This is a genomic window from Pseudomonas sp. TWR2-1-1, from assembly GCF_049897045.1.
GTDB lineage: Bacteria > Pseudomonadota > Gammaproteobacteria > Pseudomonadales > Pseudomonadaceae > Aquipseudomonas > Aquipseudomonas versuta.
In genome coordinates, this window is record NZ_JAFCVM010000008.1 from 185,387 (window position 1) to 205,240 (window position 19,854).

At 55.6% G+C, this 19,854-nt stretch carries 16 protein-coding genes; 11 read left to right on the forward strand and 5 right to left on the reverse strand.

Going from position 1 to position 19,854, the window contains the following annotated elements; translation table 11 throughout:
- Positions 1-60: 60 nt before the first annotated feature.
- The 5 genes from ACP7BO_RS19950 to dnaA all read right to left on the reverse strand — a co-directional run bounded on the left by ACP7BO_RS19950 (position 61) and on the right by dnaA (position 8,261).
- Positions 61-1,716, reverse strand: coding sequence for a GMC family oxidoreductase (locus ACP7BO_RS19950; RefSeq protein ID WP_397455319.1), 1,656 nt, complete (start codon positions 1,714-1,716; stop codon positions 61-63).
- A gap of 346 nt (positions 1,717-2,062) precedes the next feature.
- Positions 2,063-4,480: a DNA topoisomerase (ATP-hydrolyzing) subunit B gene (gene gyrB, locus ACP7BO_RS19955; RefSeq protein ID WP_060696350.1), complete on the reverse strand. Its 2,418-nt coding sequence runs from the start codon at positions 4,478-4,480 to the stop codon at positions 2,063-2,065.
- A 5-nt stretch (positions 4,481-4,485) separates the two neighbouring features.
- Entirely contained in the window at positions 4,486-5,589 is a 1,104-nt protein-coding gene (gene recF, locus ACP7BO_RS19960; RefSeq protein WP_060696349.1) for a DNA replication/repair protein RecF, read from the reverse strand.
- 21 nt (positions 5,590-5,610) lie between these two features.
- Entirely contained in the window at positions 5,611-6,714 is a 1,104-nt protein-coding gene (dnaN, locus tag ACP7BO_RS19965; protein WP_426212281.1) for a DNA polymerase III subunit beta, read from the reverse strand.
- A 38-nt stretch (positions 6,715-6,752) separates the two neighbouring features.
- Positions 6,753-8,261 (reverse strand): chromosomal replication initiator protein DnaA, encoded by a 1,509-nt coding sequence (gene dnaA / locus ACP7BO_RS19970; RefSeq protein WP_397455317.1) that lies wholly within the window; start codon positions 8,259-8,261, stop codon positions 6,753-6,755.
- 563 nt (positions 8,262-8,824) lie between these two features.
- Here dnaA and rpmH point away from each other — a divergent pair.
- The 11 genes from rpmH (at position 8,825) to ACP7BO_RS20025 (ending at position 19,850) form a co-directional block, all read left to right on the forward strand.
- Positions 8,825-8,959, forward strand: a complete 135-nt coding sequence (gene rpmH, locus ACP7BO_RS19975) for a 50S ribosomal protein L34 (RefSeq protein WP_003213577.1) — start codon at positions 8,825-8,827, stop codon at positions 8,957-8,959.
- A 16-nt stretch (positions 8,960-8,975) separates the two neighbouring features.
- Complete coding sequence (gene rnpA, locus ACP7BO_RS19980) at positions 8,976-9,377, forward strand: ribonuclease P protein component (RefSeq protein ID WP_029612709.1); 402 nt, start codon at positions 8,976-8,978, stop codon at positions 9,375-9,377.
- A complete protein-coding gene (gene yidD / locus ACP7BO_RS19985; protein ID WP_003437980.1) occupies positions 9,370-9,615 on the forward strand; it encodes a membrane protein insertion efficiency factor YidD in 246 nt (81 codons plus the stop codon). Before rnpA ends, yidD begins: the two co-directional genes overlap by 8 nt.
- Before the next feature lie 2 nt (positions 9,616-9,617).
- The gene (yidC, locus tag ACP7BO_RS19990) at positions 9,618-11,303 is read left to right on the forward strand and encodes a membrane protein insertase YidC (protein ID WP_060696346.1); all 1,686 of its coding nucleotides are present in this window, start codon (positions 9,618-9,620) and stop codon (positions 11,301-11,303) included.
- A gap of 80 nt (positions 11,304-11,383) precedes the next feature.
- Positions 11,384-12,760, forward strand: coding sequence for a tRNA uridine-5-carboxymethylaminomethyl(34) synthesis GTPase MnmE (gene mnmE, locus ACP7BO_RS19995; RefSeq protein ID WP_060696345.1), 1,377 nt, complete (start codon positions 11,384-11,386; stop codon positions 12,758-12,760).
- Between the two features lie 191 nt (positions 12,761-12,951).
- The gene (locus ACP7BO_RS20000) at positions 12,952-14,568 is read left to right on the forward strand and encodes an ABC-F family ATP-binding cassette domain-containing protein (protein WP_426212285.1); all 1,617 of its coding nucleotides are present in this window, start codon (positions 12,952-12,954) and stop codon (positions 14,566-14,568) included.
- A 501-nt stretch (positions 14,569-15,069) separates the two neighbouring features.
- On the forward strand, positions 15,070-16,962 hold the full coding sequence (gene mnmG, locus ACP7BO_RS20005; protein WP_426212288.1) for a tRNA uridine-5-carboxymethylaminomethyl(34) synthesis enzyme MnmG: 1,893 nt from the start codon (positions 15,070-15,072) through the stop codon (positions 16,960-16,962).
- Positions 16,959-17,603 (forward strand): 16S rRNA (guanine(527)-N(7))-methyltransferase RsmG, encoded by a 645-nt coding sequence (gene rsmG / locus ACP7BO_RS20010; protein ID WP_397455313.1) that lies wholly within the window; start codon positions 16,959-16,961, stop codon positions 17,601-17,603. The genes mnmG and rsmG overlap by 4 nt, the downstream gene beginning before the upstream one ends.
- A gap of 18 nt (positions 17,604-17,621) precedes the next feature.
- Complete coding sequence (locus ACP7BO_RS20015) at positions 17,622-18,413, forward strand: ParA family protein (protein WP_003437990.1); 792 nt, start codon at positions 17,622-17,624, stop codon at positions 18,411-18,413.
- Between the two features lie 9 nt (positions 18,414-18,422).
- Entirely contained in the window at positions 18,423-19,295 is an 873-nt protein-coding gene (locus tag ACP7BO_RS20020; RefSeq protein WP_060696342.1) for a ParB/RepB/Spo0J family partition protein, read from the forward strand.
- 147 nt (positions 19,296-19,442) lie between these two features.
- Positions 19,443-19,850, forward strand: a complete 408-nt coding sequence (locus tag ACP7BO_RS20025; RefSeq protein WP_003437994.1) for a F0F1 ATP synthase subunit I — start codon at positions 19,443-19,445, stop codon at positions 19,848-19,850.
- Positions 19,851-19,854 lie beyond the last annotated feature (4 nt).

The window sequence follows — 19,854 nt, forward strand, 5'->3', positions numbered from 1 at the left end:
TGATTATTGTTGTTGTCCACTGTCGGTTACGGATGACTGCGTCCGAAACCACGATCGCATTCAGGCGACCGGTGCTGCTTGTGTGCGGTTGTTTTCTGTTTCTCGTGTGTGAACAGGCCCTGCAAGAATCAACTGCGCGGCCTTTTCACCAATCATCAAGGTTGGCGAGCAGGTATTACCTGAAACGATACGAGGCATGATCGACGCATCTGCCACCCTTAATCCAGACACCCCATGTACTCGCAATTGGGCATCGACCACAGCGTCCGAGTCCTGCCCCATACGGCAGGTACCTACCGGGTGAAAGATCGTGGTACCGATGCGCGCGGCAGCCTCATACAGCTCTTGCTCAGTTTGCAACGCCTTGCCCGGGAGGTATTCCTCTGGTGAAAAAACCTGCAGGGCAGGGCTGGCCACGATGCTGCGGGTCATGCGAATGGCATCTGCCGCGACTTTTAAATCATCGGGGTGGCTCAGATAGTTGGGGTCGATCAGCGGCGCGTCGTCCGGGTTAGCCGAGCGAATATCGACCCGGCCACGGCTTTTGGGGCGCAGATTGCAGACCGAGGCGGTGAAAGCAGGGAAGGTGTGCAATGGCTCGCCAAAGCGTTCTAGGGAGAGCGGCTGCACGTGGTATTGCAGGTTGGCCGAAGGTTGAGCCGGATCGGATTTGACGAAAGCTCCCAACTGGCTCGGCGCCATGGCCAATGGACCACTGCGGTCGTAAGCGTATCGCAGGCCCATGCCGAGCTTGCCCCACAGGCTATTGGCCACCTGGTTTAGGGTGCGTGCCTTGGTCAGTTTGAAGATCAGGCGCAATTGCAGATGATCTTGCAGGTTACCGCCCACCCCGGGCAGCTCGTGCTGCACAGTTATCCCCAGGCTTTCCAGCAGCGGGCGAGGGCCGATGCCCGAGCGCTGCAAGATGCCTGGAGAGCCAATGGAGCCAGCACACAGGATAATCTCGCGGCGCGCGGCAAAGGCCTGTTCGATTCCTTGCCTGCGGGCGATGACCTGAGTGGCGCGGCCATTATCGAGCAGTACCTTGTCGACCTGAACATCGGTCAATACGGTCAAATTAGGGCGTTTGAGCACTGGACGTAAAAAAGCCTTGGAAGCATTCCAGCGCACACCGGCCCGCTGGTTGACCTGAAAGTATCCACAGCCCTGATTATCGCCGCTGTTGAAATCGCCAACCGTGGCAATACCGCTTTGGGCTGCCGCTTCACGGAACGCATCCAGAATCGGCCATGAATAACGCTGTTGTTCGACCCGCCACTCTCCGTCAGCACCGTGCAAATCCGAGTTGCCGGCAAAGTGTTTTTCACTGCGTTTGAACAGAGGCAATACGTCTTTCCAGGCCCAGCCCGGATTACCCAGCTCGGCCCAACTGTCGTAATCACCGGCCTGGCCACGCATATAGATCATGCCGTTGATCGACGAACTGCCCCCCAGCACCTTGCCCCGGGGATAACTCAGGCTGCGGCCTTGCAAACCGGCCTGAGCCTCGGTTTTGAAGCACCAGTCGGTACGCGGGTTACCAATGCAATAGAGGTAGCCCACGGGGATGTGGATCCATGGATAGTTATCCTGCCCACCCGCTTCGAGCAGGAGCACGCTGTGACGGGGGTCGGCAGACAGCCTATTCGCCAGCACTGAACCCGCAGGTCCGGCGCCCACAACGATAAAGTCGTACACCTTGCTGGCTGATGTCATGCATCACCTTTTTATTGTTCTTGTCCTGCCCCATCGTATTGATTAATGCCGAGTTTGAAACGCGTGATTTCGCCCATGGCTTGTGCGTTTTTGCACAGTCCCCTCAAAAGTGCCGGGGCGGGTATTGCGCGCCCCCAACTGCATGACCCGTAAAAGTCGGTGCAACGCAGCTACTGGATCAGCACCCGGTACACGGTGCACAACTCTGTAAGGAAGCGGGTAGTGGGTATGTTTGCTGCAATTGTGTGTCACTGAGCATGGACTGTTATTGGCGCCACAGGATGTTTTGCCCATAAAAAAAGCCAACGCTAAGCGTTGGCTTTTTTTTGTGCTGCTCACTACACCATCAGAAGTCCAGGTTGGACACTGCCAGAGCGTTGCTCTCGATGAATTCACGGCGCGGTTCAACGGCGTCGCCCATCAAGGTATTGAAGATCTGGTCGGCGCCGACCGCGTCTTCGATGGTGACTTTCAGCATGCGGCGCACGCTTGGGTCCATCGTGGTTTCCCAGAGCTGATCCGGGTTCATTTCACCCAGACCTTTGTAGCGCTGGATGGTGTGACGCTTGGTGCTTTCAGCCATCAACCAGTCCAGTGCTTCCTTGAACTCGGTCACGGCTTTTTTGCGCTCGCCACGCTGGATGTACGCACCTTCGTCCAGCAAGGTGCTCAATTGAGCGCCCAGGGTCACAACGGTTTTGTAATCGTTGCTGCCGAAGAAGTCACGGTTGAAGGTGATGAAGGTCGAGTGGCCGTGGGAGATCAGTTCGATCTCCGGCAACCAGACATTACGTTCACGGTCTTCGCGCAGGCTGGCCTTGTAGACCAGACCCGACTTCTCTACCAGACGCAGGCGGGCTTCGTATTTGGCCATCCACTCTTGCATGGCAGCGTGGTCGCCCAACTGCTCAAGGGTAACGGCCGGCAGGTAGATGAAGTGCTCGGTCAGCTCCTGTGGGTACAGGCGCGACAAACGCTTGAGCGTCTTCATTACCATACGGAAGTCGTGTACCAGACGCTCCAGGGCCTCACCGGAGATCCCCGGGGCCTCTTCGTTCAGGTGCAGGCTTGCGTCTTCAAGAGCCGACTGTGTCATGTACTCTTCCATGGCATCGTCGTCTTTGATGTATTGCTCTTGCTTGCCCTTTTTCACTTTGTACAAAGGCGGCTGAGCGATGTAGATATAGCCACGTTCGATCAGTTCAGGCAGCTGACGGAAGAAGAAGGTCAGCAGCAGGGTGCGGATGTGAGAACCGTCGACGTCAGCATCGGTCATGATGATGATGTTGTGATAACGCAGCTTTTCGATGTTGTACTCGTCGCGACCAATGCCGCAACCCAGAGCAGTGATCAAGGTGCCCACTTCTTGCGAAGAGATCATCTTGTCGAAGCGCGCTTTCTCAACGTTAAGGATCTTGCCCTTCAACGGCAGGATCGCTTGGGTACGGCGGTTACGTCCCTGCTTGGCGGAGCCGCCAGCAGAGTCACCTTCCACGAGGTACAGTTCGGACAGCGCCGGGTCTTTTTCCTGGCAGTCGGCCAGTTTGCCCGGCAAGCCTGCGATATCCAGCGCGCCTTTACGGCGGGTCATTTCACGGGCTTTACGCGCCGCTTCACGAGCACGTGCCGCGTCGATCATCTTGCCGACAATCAACTTGGCTTCGTTCGGGTTTTCCAGCAGGAAGTCAGAGAAGAAGCGGCCCATTTCCTGTTCAACAGCGGTCTTCACTTCGGAAGAAACCAGCTTGTCTTTGGTCTGGGAGCTGAACTTCGGATCCGGCACTTTCACCGAGATGATCGCGGTCAGGCCTTCACGTGCGTCATCACCGGTGGTGGCGACTTTGTGCTTTTTGGCCAGGCCTTCAGCTTCGATGTAGGTGTTGAGGTTACGCGTCAGGGCAGAGCGGAAGCCCACCAGGTGCGTACCGCCATCACGCTGCGGAATGTTGTTGGTGAAGCACAACAGGTTCTCGTTGAAGCTGTCGTTCCACTGCAGGGCAATTTCTACGCCGATGCCGTCTTCACGTTGAACATTGAAGTGGAACACCTGGTTGACCGGAGTCTTGTTGGTGTTCAGGTAGTCAACGAATGCACGCAGACCGCCTTCATATTTGAACAGCTCTTCTTTACCGCTGCGCTCATCCTTAAGGACGATGCCGACACCGGAGTTCAGGAAGGACAGCTCACGAATCCGCTTGGCCAGGATGTCCCAGCTGAAGTGGATATTCTTGAAGGTTTGATCAGACGGTTTGAAATGGATCTGGGTACCGGTGGTTTCGCTCTCGCCGACGATAGCCATCGGAGCTTGAGGAACGCCGTGAACGTAGGTCTGTTCCCAGATCTTGCCGCTGCGACGCACGGTCAGCACCAGCAACTCGGAAAGGGCGTTCACAACAGAAACACCTACACCGTGCAGTCCGCCGGATACTTTGTAGGAGTTGTCATCGAACTTACCACCAGCGTGCAGCACGGTCATGATGACCTCTGCTGCGGAAACGCCTTCTTCTTTATGCACGTCCACCGGAATGCCGCGGCCGTTATCGCGCACGGTGATCGATTCATCCGGGTGGATAGTGATGGTGATGTCGTCGCAATGGCCAGCCAGCGCTTCGTCGATGGAGTTGTCGACTACTTCGAACACCATGTGGTGCAGACCGCTGCCATCGTCGGTGTCACCAATGTACATACCGGGACGTTTGCGTACGGCATCAAGGCCTTTCAGCACTTTAATGCTCGTTGAGTCGTACGTGTTTTCTTCGCTCAATGCCTTCACTCCCGATGGTCGTGGGTCTGGGTGATACAGCCCTGTTCCACGTGGAACAGGGCAACTGGCGTTTCCGTCTGCCAGCCTTCCCTCAATAATTCGTGATCTACACAGGTGATAAACACCTGGCAGCGTAAGTCTTCCAGCAAGCGACACAGTGCGTTGCGATGCTGCTCGTCCAGTTCGGACGGCAAATCATCCACCAGATAAATACATTGGCCGCGTCGGGCCTGACTAACCAAGTGCCCCTGAGCAATGCGCAATGCGCAGACCACTAACTTCTGCTGCCCCCGCGACAGGATCTCTGCCGCGTTGTTTGAGCCCAGCTTAAGGCGCAAGTCAGCACGTTGTGGTCCGGCCTGGGTATGACCCATTTGCTGGTCCCGGTGGACAGATGCGGCGAGTACGCTACTCAGCTCACGGTCTTTGTCCCAACCACGGTAATAGCTCAGCGTTAACCCTTCGAGTTGCAGCAACTCGCTCAAGGTCTGCTCAAAGACTGGTTTCAAGGCTTTGATATAGGCGCGGCGGTATTCATCAATTTCGGCACTGGCCAGGCACAGCTCCCGGTCCCAGGCCGCTTGTGAAACGGCGTCGAGTGTACCATGCCGCAGCCATGAGTTCCGCTGCCGCAGGGCCTTCTGTAGCCGCTGCCAGGTCGACATGAAGCGCGGTTCCACATGGAACACGCCCCAATCGAGGAACTGCCTGCGGATCTTTGGGGCGCCTTCCAGCAAGCGGAAGCTATCCGGGTTGATCAATTGCAACGGCAGGATTTCAGCCAGCTGCGCGGCACTGCGCGCATTCTGGCCGTCGATCCGAATTTGGAACTCCCCTTGCCGGTCCCGCGAGATGCCCAGCGCACTGTGTCCGCCCTCAGCCAGTTCGACCTGACCAAAAACTGTACAGCTCTGCTGCTCATGCGCAATCACCGGGTTGAGCCGCACGCTTCGAAACGAACGCGCCAGCCCCAGCAAGTGGATGGCTTCAAGCACGCTGGTTTTTCCGCTGCCGTTGGCGCCGTACAGGATATTGATGCGGGGGGAAGGGGAGAAGGTCACCGGATGCAGGTTACGCACCGCGGTGACTGTGACACGACTGAGGGACATCTAGCTTGGGCTGTGCATAAGTTACAGACGCATCGGCATAACAACGTAGGCAGAGTCATCGTTGTCCGACTCTTGCACCAGGGCGCTGCTGTTGGAGTCGGAGAGGATCAGACGCACTTGTTCAGTGGTCATCACACCCAGTACGTCCAGCAGATAGCTCACGTTAAAGCCGATTTCGAGCGAGCCGCCGTTGTATTCAACACCCACTTCTTCTTCCGCTTCTTCCTGCTCCGGGTTGTTGGCCTGGATTTTAAGCTGGCCATTGGCCAGTTGCAGACGGATACCACGGTACTTCTCGTTGGACAGAATCGCAGTACGACTGAACGCTTCACGCAAGGCCTGACGATCACCAATCACGAACTTGTCGCCGCCTTTAGGCAGAACACGCTCGTAGTCCGGGAACTTGCCGTCTACCAGCTTGGAAGTGAAGGTGAATTCGCCGGTGGTGGCACGAATGTGGTGAGCACCCAGAACGATGCTGACTTCACCCTCTGGCTCAGTCAGCAGACGCGCCAGTTCAAGAATACCCTTGCGCGGTACGATGACCTGGTGGCGGTCCGGCTGGCCGATATCGGCTTTCATCGAGCACATGGCCAGACGGTGACCGTCAGTAGCCACGGCACGGATGATTCCGGCCGATACTTCCAGCAGCATGCCATTGAGGTAGTAACGCACGTCCTGCTGGGCCATGGCGAAGCTGGTGCGCTCGATCAGGCGGCGAAGTTTGCTTTGCTGCAAGTTGCAGGTCAGCGAACCCGGGCCCTCTTCCACTGTCGGGAAGTCGTTGGCAGGCAAAGTGGACAGGGTAAAGCGGCTGCGTCCGGCCTTGACCACCAGCTTGTTATCGTCAAGCTTGATGTCGATCAGGGCATCGTTAGGCAAGCTTTTGCAGATATCCATCAGCTTGCGCGCAGGTACGGTGATTTCGCCTGGCTCAGCCGGCTCTTCAAGCTGTACCCGACCTACCAGTTCGACTTCAAGGTCGGTACCGGTCAGCGACAGTTGCTGGCCATCGACAACCAACAGCACGTTGGACAATACCGGCAAGGTCTGGCGGCGTTCAACAACGCCTGCGACCAGTTGCAGGGGTTTCAACAGGGCTTCGCGTTGAATGGTGAAATGCATGGTCTAGTCCCTTGCCTTAATAAGCTGCGCTGGTGTCATCAGGTTGTCAGAGTTCGCAGCAGGTTCTTGTAGTCCTCGCGGATGTCCGCGTCGGATTCCTTGAGTTCGTTGATCTTGCGGCATGCGTGCAAGACCGTGGTGTGGTCGCGACCACCAAACACGTCGCCGATTTCCGGCAGGCTGTGGTTGGTCAGTTCTTTGGACAGTGCCATGGCGACCTGGCGTGGTCGTGCCACCGAGCGCGAACGGCGCTTGGACAGCAGGTCCGAAATTTTGATCTTGTAGTACTCGGCCACTGTGCGCTGGATGTTATCCACAGAGACGAGTTTGTCCTGTAGCGCCAGCAAGTCTTTAAGGGATTCGCGAATCAGCTCGATGGTGATGTCACGTCCCATAAAGTGCGAGTGAGCGATGACACGCTTGAGCGCACCTTCGAGCTCACGCACGTTGGAGCGGATACGCTGGGCAATGAAGAACGCAGCATCGTGAGGCAGATCGACCTTGGCCTGATCAGCCTTCTTCATCAGGATCGCGACCCGGGTCTCAAGCTCCGGCGGTTCGACAGCAACGGTCAGGCCCCAGCCGAAGCGTGATTTGAGACGCTCTTCAAGACCTTCAATTTCTTTCGGATAACGGTCACTGGTCAGGATGACTTGCTGACCGCCTTCAAGCAGGGCGTTGAAGGTGTGGAAGAACTCTTCCTGAGACCGCTCCTTGCGCGCGAAGAACTGAATATCATCGATCAGCAAGGCGTCTACCGAACGGTAGAAGCGCTTGAACTCGTTGATTGCGTTGAGCTGCAAGGCCTTGACCATGTCGGCTACAAAACGCTCGGAATGCAGGTACACGACCTTGGCATTCGGGTTCTTCTTTAATAGGTGGTTACCCACCGCGTGCATCAAGTGAGTCTTACCCAGACCAACACCGCCATAAAGGAAGAGCGGGTTGTAACCGTGCTTGGGATTATCCGCTACTTGCCACGCAGCAGCGCGGGCCAGTTGGTTGGACTTGCCTTCTACGAAGTTTTCGAAGGTAAAGGTGCGGTTCAGGTAGCTGGTGTGCTTGAGCGCGCCTTCAACCTGAACCGTACGCTGCTCGGCTCGTACAGGTGCCTGTTGCGAACTCGCGCCTGCCATCGGGTCGAAACTGGCACGCGAAGGCTCTTCGCTTGCTTGAGCCGCCTGCTTGGGGTTGGGCGCCTGTACAGGAGCAGAAGCAGCCGGTGCGCTTGCCGGGGCCGAGGCTTGTTGCGAAGCCGAGGCCGCCAGTGGCGCATTGGGTGCAGCACGAGGTGCTGAACTGCGTTTGCTGCCTATTAATAAGGACAGCGCTGGCGCCATGCCATTGCTGTGCTCATTCAACAGTTCGAGCAAACGGCTCAGATACTTCTCGTTGACCCAGTCGAGAACAAAGCGGTTGGGTGCATACACGCGCAACTCGTCGCCTTCGGCTTCGACCTGTAGTGGACGGATCCAGGTGTTGAATTGCTGGGCAGGCAGCTCATCGCGCAAAAGTTCTACGCACTGCTGCCAAAGTTCCACTGACACGGATATCCCCTAAGTTGAAAGCCGGTGAGGCAAAAACAGGCGCCATTGTAGCGAGCACTCGTCCACTTATCCACATGTAGGTTGCCTGCCTATAAGGAGAGATTCGTCTTTTTGCTGTGAACAAAGCGACAAATGGTATGTGCATAAGGTCTGTGGATAAGCGGGCCTAAGCTCGTTGCACAAGTGGGGGCTAAACTCTGTGCATAACTGGCCTGTGGATAAATAGCCCTTTCGTACACAGCTTATCCGAGGGTGCAGCACAGGCAGAGCACGGCTTCTCGACAGTGTTGTCATCCTCTGAAAGCATTGATCTATCTGGGCTGCAATGAGTTATCCACAGAAGATGGCTTCCCTAAGTTTAATAAGCTTTATAAAAGAGCTTTAAATACTTCGTTTCTTTATTTTTATAGTTGGCTGATGAAACGGCTGTGCAAAAGGGCAAACATCTATTTAGCAGTAAACGTTGGTTGGAAATTGACCTATCGGCTTGCTTTCTCTAGAATCGCCGGTCTCTTAAAACGGGGGCCATTCCGGCCCGTTGTGGACGAACCAGGTAGCACGACATGAAACGTACTTTCCAACCAAGCACTATCAAACGCGCCCGCACTCACGGTTTCCGTGCTCGCATGGCAACCAAAAACGGCCGTGCAGTCCTGTCGCGTCGCCGCGCCAAAGGCCGTGCACGTCTGGCAGTTTGATAATCAGACAATGGTGGTGAGTCAGGACTTCAGTCGGGAAAAGCGGTTACTCACTCCCCGACATTTCAAGGCAGTCTTTGACTCCCCCACCGGCAAGGTTCCGGGGAAAAATCTCCTGCTCCTTGCGCGTAGCAACGATCTCGATCACCCCCGTTTGGGGTTAGTGATCGGTAAAAAGAGCGTAAAGCTCTCCGTTGAGCGCAATCGCCTTAAGCGTTTGATGCGTGAATCGTTTCGTCTCCACCAGGATTTACTGGTTGGTTGGGATATCGTTATCGTCGCGCGCAAAGGTTTGGGTGACGTAGAGAACCCCGAATTGATTCAGCATTTCGGCAAACTCTGGAAGCGTCTGGCCCGTAACGCGCCAGTTCCAGCGGTTAAAACCGAAACTGTAGGGGTAGGCAGTCCTGATGCGTAAACTGGTGCTCGTTCCGATCCAGTTTTATCGTTATGCCATTAGTCCTTTGATGGCCAGCCACTGCCGTTTCTACCCCAGTTGTTCCTGCTACGCGTTGGAAGCCATCGAAAATCATGGCGTTCTTCGCGGCGGCTGGCTGACCTTTCGTCGTTTAGGTCGCTGTCACCCGTGGAATCCCGGTGGTTACGACCCGGTTCCACCTATCCCTACCTCCCGTTCTTCTTCGATGGCCGAGTAATCATGGATATTAAACGCACGATCCTGATCGTCGCTCTAGCAGTCGTGTCCTACGTTATGGTCCTGAAATGGAACCAGGACTACGGTCAAGCTGCACTGCCGACTCAGAATGTTGCCGCCAGCAGCACAACCGCGCCGGCTTTGCCCGACACGGCTTCAGGTAACAACGCTTCCAATAGTGCCGATGTACCAACCGCCAATGGCGAAACCAGCACTGTGGCTGAAACACCGGTGGCTGCAAGCAAAGACCTCATCCACATAAAAACGGATGTTCTGGACATTGCGATTGATCCACAGGGTGGCGACATTGCCCAGTTGCGTCTGCCGCTTTATCCACGTCGCCAGGACCACCCGGATGTTCCGTTCCAGCTGTTCGATAACGGCAACGAACGCACCTATTTGGCCCAAAGCGGCCTGACTGGTGTTGATGGACCGGATGCCCGCGCTGCTGGTCGCCCGGTTTTCAGCACAGATAAAAAGACTTATGAACTGGCTCCAGGCCAGGATCAGTTGGTCGTTGACCTGAAATTCAGCGAAAACGGGATCAACTACATCAAACGCTTCACGCTCAAGCGTGGCCTGTACGATGTTCAAGTCAGCTATTTGATTGATAACGAGAGCGCCAAGCCGTGGAACGGCAACCTGTTCGCGCAATTGAAACGCGACAACAGCTCCGATCCTTCTTCCAGCACCGCCACCGGCACTGCGACTTACCTGGGCGCCGCCCTGTGGACAAGTTCTGAGCCGTACAAAAAAGTGTCGATGAAAGATATCGACAAGGGCCAGCTGAAAGAAACCGTTCAAGGTGGCTGGGTTGCATGGCTGCAACACTACTTTGTAACTGCGTGGATCCCTCAGAAAGGCGATTCCAACGTTGTTCAAACCCGCAAAGACAGCCAGGGCAACTACATCATCGGTTTCACTGGCCCAACGTTGACCGTTGAGCCGGGCAAAACTGCTGAAACCAGCGCTACGTTGTACGCCGGTCCGAAAAGCCAGGGTGTACTCAAAGAGTTATCCCCAGGCCTGGAACTGACTGTCGACTACGGCATCCTGTGGTTCATTGCCCAGCCTATCTTCTGGCTGCTGCAACATATCCACAGCCTGGTAGGTAACTGGGGCTGGTCGATCATTTTCCTGACCATGCTGATCAAAGGGATCTTCTTCCCTCTGTCGGCCGCCAGCTACAAGTCGATGGCTCGCATGCGCGCTGTGGCACCAAAACTGGCCGCTCTGAAAGAGCAGTTCGGTGATGATCGCCAGAAAATGTCGCAAGCCATGATGGAGCTGTACAAGAAAGAGAAGATCAATCCACTGGGCGGCTGCTTGCCGATCCTGGTGCAGATGCCGGTCTTCCTGTCCTTGTACTGGGTACTTCTGGAAAGTGTTGAAATGCGCCAGGCGCCGTTCATGCTCTGGATTACCGACCTGTCGATCAAGGACCCGTTCTTTATTCTGCCGATCATCATGGGCGCAACCATGTTCATCCAGCAGCGTCTGAACCCGACTCCTCCGGATCCGATGCAGGCCAAGGTGATGAAGCTGATGCCAATCATCTTCACCTTCTTCTTCCTGTGGTTCCCGGCTGGTCTGGTGCTGTACTGGGTTGTGAACAACTGCCTGTCCATCGCTCAGCAGTGGTACATCACGCGTAAGGTTGAAGCTGCTACCAAAAAAGCAGCCGAGTAACTTACTCTGGTGAGCACCACTCAAAACGCCCCCTAGTGGGGCGTTTTGCTATCCATCACTTTTGTTTTGAGGCCAGTTTTATGAGTATTCCTGCTGAAACCATTGCCGCTGTGGCAACAGCCCAAGGCCGAGGTGGTGTGGGGATCGTGCGTATCTCCGGCCCGCTCGCAAGCCTCGCAGCCAAAGCATTCAGCGAGCGCGAATTGAAGCCGCGCTACGCCCACTACGGCCCGTTTTACGGGGAAAACCGTGAGGTGCTCGATGAAGGCATCGCCCTGTACTTCCCGGGCCCTAACTCTTTTACCGGCGAAGACGTACTGGAACTGCAAGGTCACGGCGGGCCCATCGTTCTCGATATGTTGCTGCAACGCTGTATTCAACTGGGATGCCGCCTGGCACGCCCGGGCGAGTTCAGCGAGCGCGCATTTTTGAATGACAAGCTCGATCTGGCCCAGGCCGAAGCCATTGCCGACCTTATCGAAGCCAGTTCTGCACAGGCTGCGCGCAATGCTTTGCGTTCTTTGCAGGGCGCTTTCTCGCAACGTGTGCATAACTTGACCGAACAACTGATCGGTTTGCGTATCTACGTCGAAGCAGCCATCGATTTTCCGGAAGAGGAAATCGACTTTCTGGCCGATGGCCACGTGCTGGGGATGCTCGACAAGGTTCGTGAAGAGTTATCCACCGTGATGCGTGAAGCAGGTCAGGGCGCACTGCTGCGAGATGGCATGACCGTGGTAATTGCCGGCCGGCCCAATGCGGGGAAATCAAGCTTGCTTAACGCGCTCGCCGGACGCGAAGCCGCCATTGTGACCGAAATCGCCGGCACCACCCGTGACGTATTGCGTGAACATATCCACATCGATGGCATGCCGTTGCACGTGGTAGACACTGCAGGTCTGCGCGACACCGACGATCAGGTCGAAAAAATCGGTGTACAACGAGCGCTGAAGGCCATTGGCGAAGCTGACCGGGTTTTGCTGGTTGTGGATGCGACTGCGCCTGAGGCCGATGACCCGTTTGCTTTATGGCCCGAGTTTTTGGAGCAGCGTCCGGACCCGGCCAAAGTGACCTTGATCCGCAACAAGGCAGACCTCACCGGAGAAGATATTCGCCTGGAGGTCAGTGCAGATGGCCACGTGACCATCAGCTTGAGCGCACGATCCACGGATGCAGGTGATGGTCTTGAGTTGCTGCGCGATCATCTCAAGGCCTGCATGGGCTACGAGCAGACCTCTGAGAGCAGCTTCAGCGCGCGCCGTCGTCACCTGGAAGCGTTGCGCCATGCAAGTGATGCCCTTGAGCACGGCAGGGCACAGCTGACCCTGGCGGGGGCCGGGGAATTGCTTGCGGAAGATTTGCGCCAGGCTCAGCATTCGCTCGGTGAGATTACCGGGGCATTCAGCTCGGATGACTTGTTGGGGCGGATTTTCTCCAGTTTCTGCATCGGCAAATAGCCCAGATTTCTGTAGGATCGAGCTTGCTCACGAGCAGTTAAGAGCTCGCTCCTACAGTTTTCGGTATAGTTTCACCCACCACATTCCCACAGAGGTATTAGTCCAATGCGTCATTGATGCCGCCGCGATTCTTGCGGCCAGTTCTTATTCCCCTCACAGCAGGGGCAGTTCTGGGCATCTTTGGAGTGCATATGACTCACGTTACCTATGTGACGCTTGAAAGCGTTTCTTATCAGCTACCCGACGGTAGCCCGCTGTTTTCTGACCTTGACTTGCTTCTCGACCAGCGCCGCACAGGCCTGATCGGGCGCAATGGGGCAGGAAAAAGTGTTCTGGCGCGTCTGATCGCCGGGAACATACTGCCTTCCTCAGGTCGCTGTCAGCGCAATGGATCCGTGTATTACCTGGCGCAGCAAATCAGTCTTGAGCCTGAGCTGACAGTTGCCGACCTGGCAGGCGTGCGACCCATTCTTTGCGCCCTTGAGCGCATCGAGCAGGGCAGTACTACGCAATCGGACTTCGACTGTGTAGGCGATCAGTGGAACATCCGTCAGCAATTGCTCGACCAGCTAGCCCAAAACGACCTCGCGCATCTGACCCCTTCAACACCCGCTTCGGCGCTCAGTGGTGGCGAAGCGATGCGCGTTGCCTTGATGGGCGCTTTTTTGTCCGCAGCCGATTTGCTGATACTGGACGAGCCCTCCAATCACCTGGATCGCCAGCACCGACTTGTATTGCATGAACAACTGCAGCAGTGGCCCAACGGGTTGCTGGTGATCAGCCATGACCGCGAATTGCTGGAGCATATGGAGCGCATCGTTGAACTGTCCTCCCTGGGACTGACCAGTTATGGCGGCAATTTTTCGTTTTATGCACAGGCCAAAGACCAGCAACAACAGTCTGCACTGCAGCAACTGGCATCGGCCAAGGTTGAGCGTAAGCGCGAAGAGCATGCCCTGCGTGAGCAAAGGGAGCGCCTTGAGCGCAGGCAAGCCCGGGGCAAGCAACAGGCCAGTGGCAGCAACCAGGCGAAGATCCTGCTGGATCGGCAAAAGGAACGCAGCCAGAGCAGCAGTGGCAAGTTACGACTACAGCAAGACGCTGCACGCCAGGCATTGTCAACGCAGATTCGCCTGGCTGCGCGTCAGGTGGAGCAACAGCAAGCCGTTTTTGTGTATCCACCTGCGGCCAGCCTGAGCGCTCCGGTGCAAATAGCGGAGTTGGTAGATGCTCGCTTGCCACAAGGTGCTAAGCATCTGCGGTTGGTCAATCTCAACCTGATGCGTGGCCAGCGAATCGCACTTGTGGGGCCAAACGGTTGCGGCAAGTCAACCTTGCTCAAAGTATTGGCTGGTCAGCTTCCAGTGATATCAGGCGTGGCTCGTACCTGCGTGACGGCGGCTTATCTCGACCAGCATCTGACATTTTTACAGCCAGGGATGTCAGTGCTTGAACAGTTGCGCGCTCTGAACCGGGAGCTTGCCGACGGTGAGTTACGCACCCGGCTGGCGCAATTAGGTCTGAACGCTGAACGGATTAACCAGCCTTGTGCACAACTCAGCGGCGGTGAACGGTTGAAGGCTGCGATGGCCTGCGTGTTTTATGCACAGCGGCCCCCACAGCTTTTATTGCTTGATGAACCGGCCAATCATCTCGACCTGCCTTCCATAGAGGCGCTTGAGTCGATGCTGAAGCAGTACCGTGGGACGTTAATCGTCACTTCCCACGACGAAGCTTTTTTACACGCAATTAGAATTACCCACAGGCTCGAGGCCTCGGCCTCAGGCTGGCTGAACACCTCTGTCTGATGTATTTGATTTCAGTCTTTTTCGCTTTTCATACCTACCGATCGTCAGGCCGCTTGCTGAAATAGTCATTCAAGCGCCTTTCGGCTGCCTGTTTATTGGTTCAAAACTGCTGAATCAACGGAATAAGCCTTGTGCATAACTACCCCTTAGCTCAGTGGGTAAGTAGTCCTTAAAACTGGATATAACTACCCCTGTGGATAAGGCACACCTTTATCCACAAGCTTAAAGCACTTATCCAAACCCCTCATTGGCACCTAACCACAGATTTTTGAATCTCTGTACAGTACGGTTTTAAAGGTCTGTAGCATTCTATCCACAGATAGTTCGCTCAGTAGTAATAAACATAAAAACAAAGCTTTATAAATTTCTTCTCTATTTATTTATCTATCTTGCCTTATCCACAGCTGGTTAAATTTTGTGCAAAGGGTTCTTTAAGAAGGGCGAAGTCCCTATACTTTGCGGTCTATCCAAAATCCCCTAGAAACAGGCACGAGGTGCGTGGTGAATTTCCCTTCCCGTTTTGCAGTGATCGTCATCGGCGGCGGTCACGCCGGAACCGAGGCTGCACTTGCTTCAGCACGCATGGGCGTAAAAACCCTGCTGTTGACCCACAACGTGGAAACCCTCGGGCAAATGAGCTGCAATCCTGCAATTGGCGGGATTGGTAAAAGCCATCTGGTCAAAGAGATCGATGCCCTGGGCGGCGCGATGGCTATTGCCACCGATAAAGGCGGTATCCAGTTCCGCGTACTCAATGGCCGCAAAGGCCCGGCAGTGCGCGCAACCCGTGCACAGGCTGACCGCATCCTCTACAAGGCTGCAGTACGTGAAATTCTGGAAAACCAGCCCAACCTGTGGATATTTCAACAAGCGGCTGATGACCTGATCGTTGAACAGGATCAGGTACGTGGCGTAGTGACCCAGATGGGCCTGCGTTTCATGGCCGATGCCGTGGTTTTGACCACAGGTACTTTCCTCGGTGGACTTATCCACATCGGAATGCAGAACTATTCAGGCGGCCGGGCCGGTGATCCCCCTTCGATCGCCCTGGCACAGCGCCTGCGTGAACTGCCGCTACGGGTAGGTCGCCTGAAAACCGGCACTCCTCCACGTATCGATGGCCGCTCGGTAGATTTTTCGGTAATGACCGAACAACCGGGTGATACCCCGATTCCAGTGATGTCGTTCATGGGGAACAAACAACAGCATCCGGCACAAGTCAGTTGCTGGATTACCCATACCAACGCCCGCACCCACGAAATCATTGCGGCCAACCTTGATCGCTCACCCATGTATTCGGGTGTGATTGAAGGCATTGGTCCGCGCTACTGCCCATCCATCGAAGACAAGATCCATCGCTTTGCCGACAAGGAAAGCCATCAGGTCTTTATCGAACCGGAAGGTTTGACGACTCACGAGTTGTATCCGAACGGGATTTCCACTTCCTTGCCATTCGATGTACAGATCCAGATCGTGCAGTCGATCCGTGGCATGGAAAACGCCCACATCGTGCGTCCGGGCTATGCCATCGAATATGACTATTTCGATCCGCGCGACCTGAAGTACAGCCTCGAAACCAAGGTGATCGGCGGTTTGTTCTTTGCAGGACAAATCAACGGCACAACGGGTTACGAAGAAGCCGGGGCGCAAGGTTTGCTCGCTGGTGCCAACGCCGCATTGCTTGCACAGGGCAAAGACAGCTGGTGCCCGCGTCGCGACGAGGCCTACATCGGAGTGCTGGTTGACGACCTGATTACATTGGGAACTCAAGAACCGTACCGGATGTTTACCTCCCGTGCCGAATACCGCCTGATCCTGCGCGAAGACAACGCCGATATGCGTCTGACCGAAAAAGGGCGCGAGCTTGGACTGGTTGATGACGCTCGCTGGGCGGCGTTTTGCACCAAGCGCGAAAGCATCGAGCAGGAAGAACAACGCTTGAAAAGCACCTGGGTTCGCCCGGGTACTGAGCAGGGTGATGCCATTGCAGCCCGGTTTGGTACGCCTTTGACCCATGAATACAATTTGCTGAACCTGCTGACCCGTCCTGAAATTGACTACGTCGGCCTGATCGAAGTGACCGGGCAGGGCGCAACCGATCCCCTGGTCGCCGAGCAGGTTGAAATCAAGACCAAGTACGCCGGTTACATCGATCGTCAGCAGGATGAGATTGCCCGTCTGCGGGCCAGTGAAAATACCAAGCTGCCTGTGGATATCGATTACACGAACATTTCCGGGCTGTCGAAAGAGATCCAGAGCAAGCTGGGTGCTACGCGTCCCGAGACGCTGGGCCAGGCTTCGCGCATTCCCGGTGTGACACCCGCAGCGATTTCCCTGTTGATGATTCACCTGAAAAAACGCGGCGCTGGCCGCAAGTTGGAGCAAAACGCTTGAGTTCGCTGGTTACCGCACAACACGCTGAAGAGTTATCCACAGGCGCACGCCAGCTGGGCGTCACGCTGACCGAGGGCCAGCACCAGCAGTTGCTGGCTTATCTCGCCCTGTTGATCAAATGGAACAAGGCCTACAACCTTACGGCTGTGCGTAACCCGGACGAAATGGTTTCACGCCATTTGCTCGACAGTCTGAGCGTGATGCCTTTCATCGAAGACGGCCGCTGGCTGGACGTTGGTAGTGGCGGCGGCATGCCGGGGATTCCCTTGGCAATCCTGTTTCCCGGGTCTCAAGTGACCTGCCTGGACAGCAACGGCAAAAAAACCCGCTTCCTGACTCAGGTCAAACTCGAGCTCAAGCTGGATAACCTGCAAGTTATCCACAGTCGTGTCGAAGAGTTCCAGCCTGCCCAGCCGTTCACTGGAATTGTGTCCAGGGCTTTCAGCAGTATGGAAAACTTCAGCAACTGGACGCGTCACCTTGGTGACAGCGAAACGCGCTGGTTGGCAATGAAGGGCGTTCATCCGGCTGATGAGCTGGTAGCATTGCCGTCTGATTTTCGTCTCGATGGCGAACACGCCTTGACCGTTCCGGGTTGCCAAGGCCAACGCCATCTGCTGATACTGCGCCGCACGGCATGATTGGGAACGCAAGCAAGAATGGCTAAGGTATTCGCAATAGCGAACCAAAAGGGTGGTGTGGGTAAAACCACCACCTGTATCAACCTCGCAGCATCGCTGGTCGCGACCAAGCGCCGCGTGCTGCTGATCGACCTCGATCCACAGGGCAACGCCACCATGGGTAGCGGTGTGGATAAACATGGTCTCGAGAATTCGGTTTACGACCTGTTGATCGGTGAGTGTGATCTGGCCGAAGCCATGCACTACTCCGAGCACGGTGGTTACCAGCTGTTGCCGGCTAACCGCGATCTGACTGCGGCAGAGGTCGTGCTGCTCGAAATGCAGATGAAAGAAAGCCGTCTGCGTACTGCGTTAGCGCCGGTTCGTGAGAGCTACGACTACATCCTGATTGATTGCCCGCCGTCGCTGTCGATGCTGACCTTGAACGCCCTGGTTGCTGCCGATGGGGTAATTATCCCCATGCAGTGCGAGTATTTCGCACTCGAAGGCTTGAGCGATCTTGTGGATAACATCAAGCGTATCGCTGAGCTGTTAAACCCGAACCTGAAAATCGAAGGTTTGCTGCGGACCATGTACGATCCGCGTCTGAGTCTGATGAACGATGTTTCGGCCCAGCTCAAGGAACACTTCGGTGAGCAACTTTATGACACCGTGATTCCGCGCAACATTCGTCTTGCAGAAGCGCCAAGCTACGGCATGCCTGCTCTGGCCTATGACAAGAACTCCCGTGGCGCGATTGCTTACCTTGCCCTGGCGGGCGAGCTGGTTCGTCGTCAACGTCGTACCTCCCGCACTGCTCAGCCAACTTAAGGAAATCCCATGGCCGTCAAGAAACGAGGTCTCGGACGCGGACTGGATGCTCTCCTGAGTGGTCCTACGGTCAGCTCGCTGGAAGAGCAAGCGGTCAAGGTCGATCAAAGCGAACTGCAACATTTGCCTCTGGATTTGATCCAGCGCGGTAAATACCAGCCTCGTCGAGACATGGACCCCCAGGCACTTGAAGAACTGGCGAGTTCGATCAAGTCTCAGGGCGTGATGCAGCCGATCGTGGTGCGTCCGATCGCTGGCGGGCGTTTTGAGATCATTGCCGGTGAGCGCCGCTGGCGCGCAAGCCAGCAAGCGGGTAAAGACACTATCCCGGCGATGGTCAAAGATGTGCCGGATGAAACTGCCATCGCGATGGCATTGATCGAAAACATCCAGCGTGAAGACCTCAATCCGATTGAGGAAGCTGTGGCCTTGCAACGTTTGCAGCAAGAGTTCCAGCTGACTCAGCAACAAGTGGCCGACGCTGTGGGTAAGTCCCGAGTGTCTGTGGCTAACTTGTTACGGTTGATTTCATTGCCGGAAGTGATCAAAACCATGCTGTCCCATGGCGACCTGGAAATGGGTCATGCTCGGGCATTGCTCGGTTTGCCTGAAAATCAACAGGTTGAAGGGGCGCGACACGTTGTCGCACGTGGCCTGACAGTGCGTCAGACCGAAGCTCTGGTTCGCCAGTGGTTGAGTGGCAAGCAAGAGCCTGCTGAACCGGTCAAAGCTGATCCGGATATTACCCGGCTCGAGCAGCGTCTGGCCGAGCGCCTAGGCTCTGCGGTGCAGATCCGCCACGGAAAGAAGGGAAAGGGCCAGTTAGTAATTGGTTACAACTCTCTTGACGAGCTTCAAGGGGTGCTTGCTCACATCCGCTGAAACATTTCCTTATGTAGCGCGCAGTCGGAAATCACTACCTGACAGTTGAATAGGGGCTTAAGCGCCCCTATACTCTGCGCGCATTTTGTCGGCACAAATTATGCCAAGTTTTTTCTTTTGGCAGCCGACCTTTGAGGAGCAGTTGTGATGGAAACCCGCACGCCAAACCGCTTGCCGTTCCATCGCTTGGCGGTATTTCCAGTTTTACTGGCTCAATTTGTCGTTTTATTGCTGGCTGCTCTGGGGCTCTGGCAATGGCATGGAGTCGTAGCCGGATATTCAGGACTCTGCGGAGGCCTGATTGCTTTGCTACCCAATGTGTATTTTGCTCACAGAGCTTTCCGGTTTTCCGGCGCTCGAGCAGCGCAAGCCATCGTCCGGTCGTTTTACGCCGGTGAGGCAGGCAAATTAATTTTGACGGCAGTGCTGTTCGCGCTGACGTTTGCAGGTGTGAAGCCATTGGCGCCGCTAGCTGTTTTCGGTGTCTTCGTGCTGACCCAACTGGTCAGCTGGTTCGCTCCCCTGCTAATGAGAACAACACTTTCGAGACCTTAGGGCG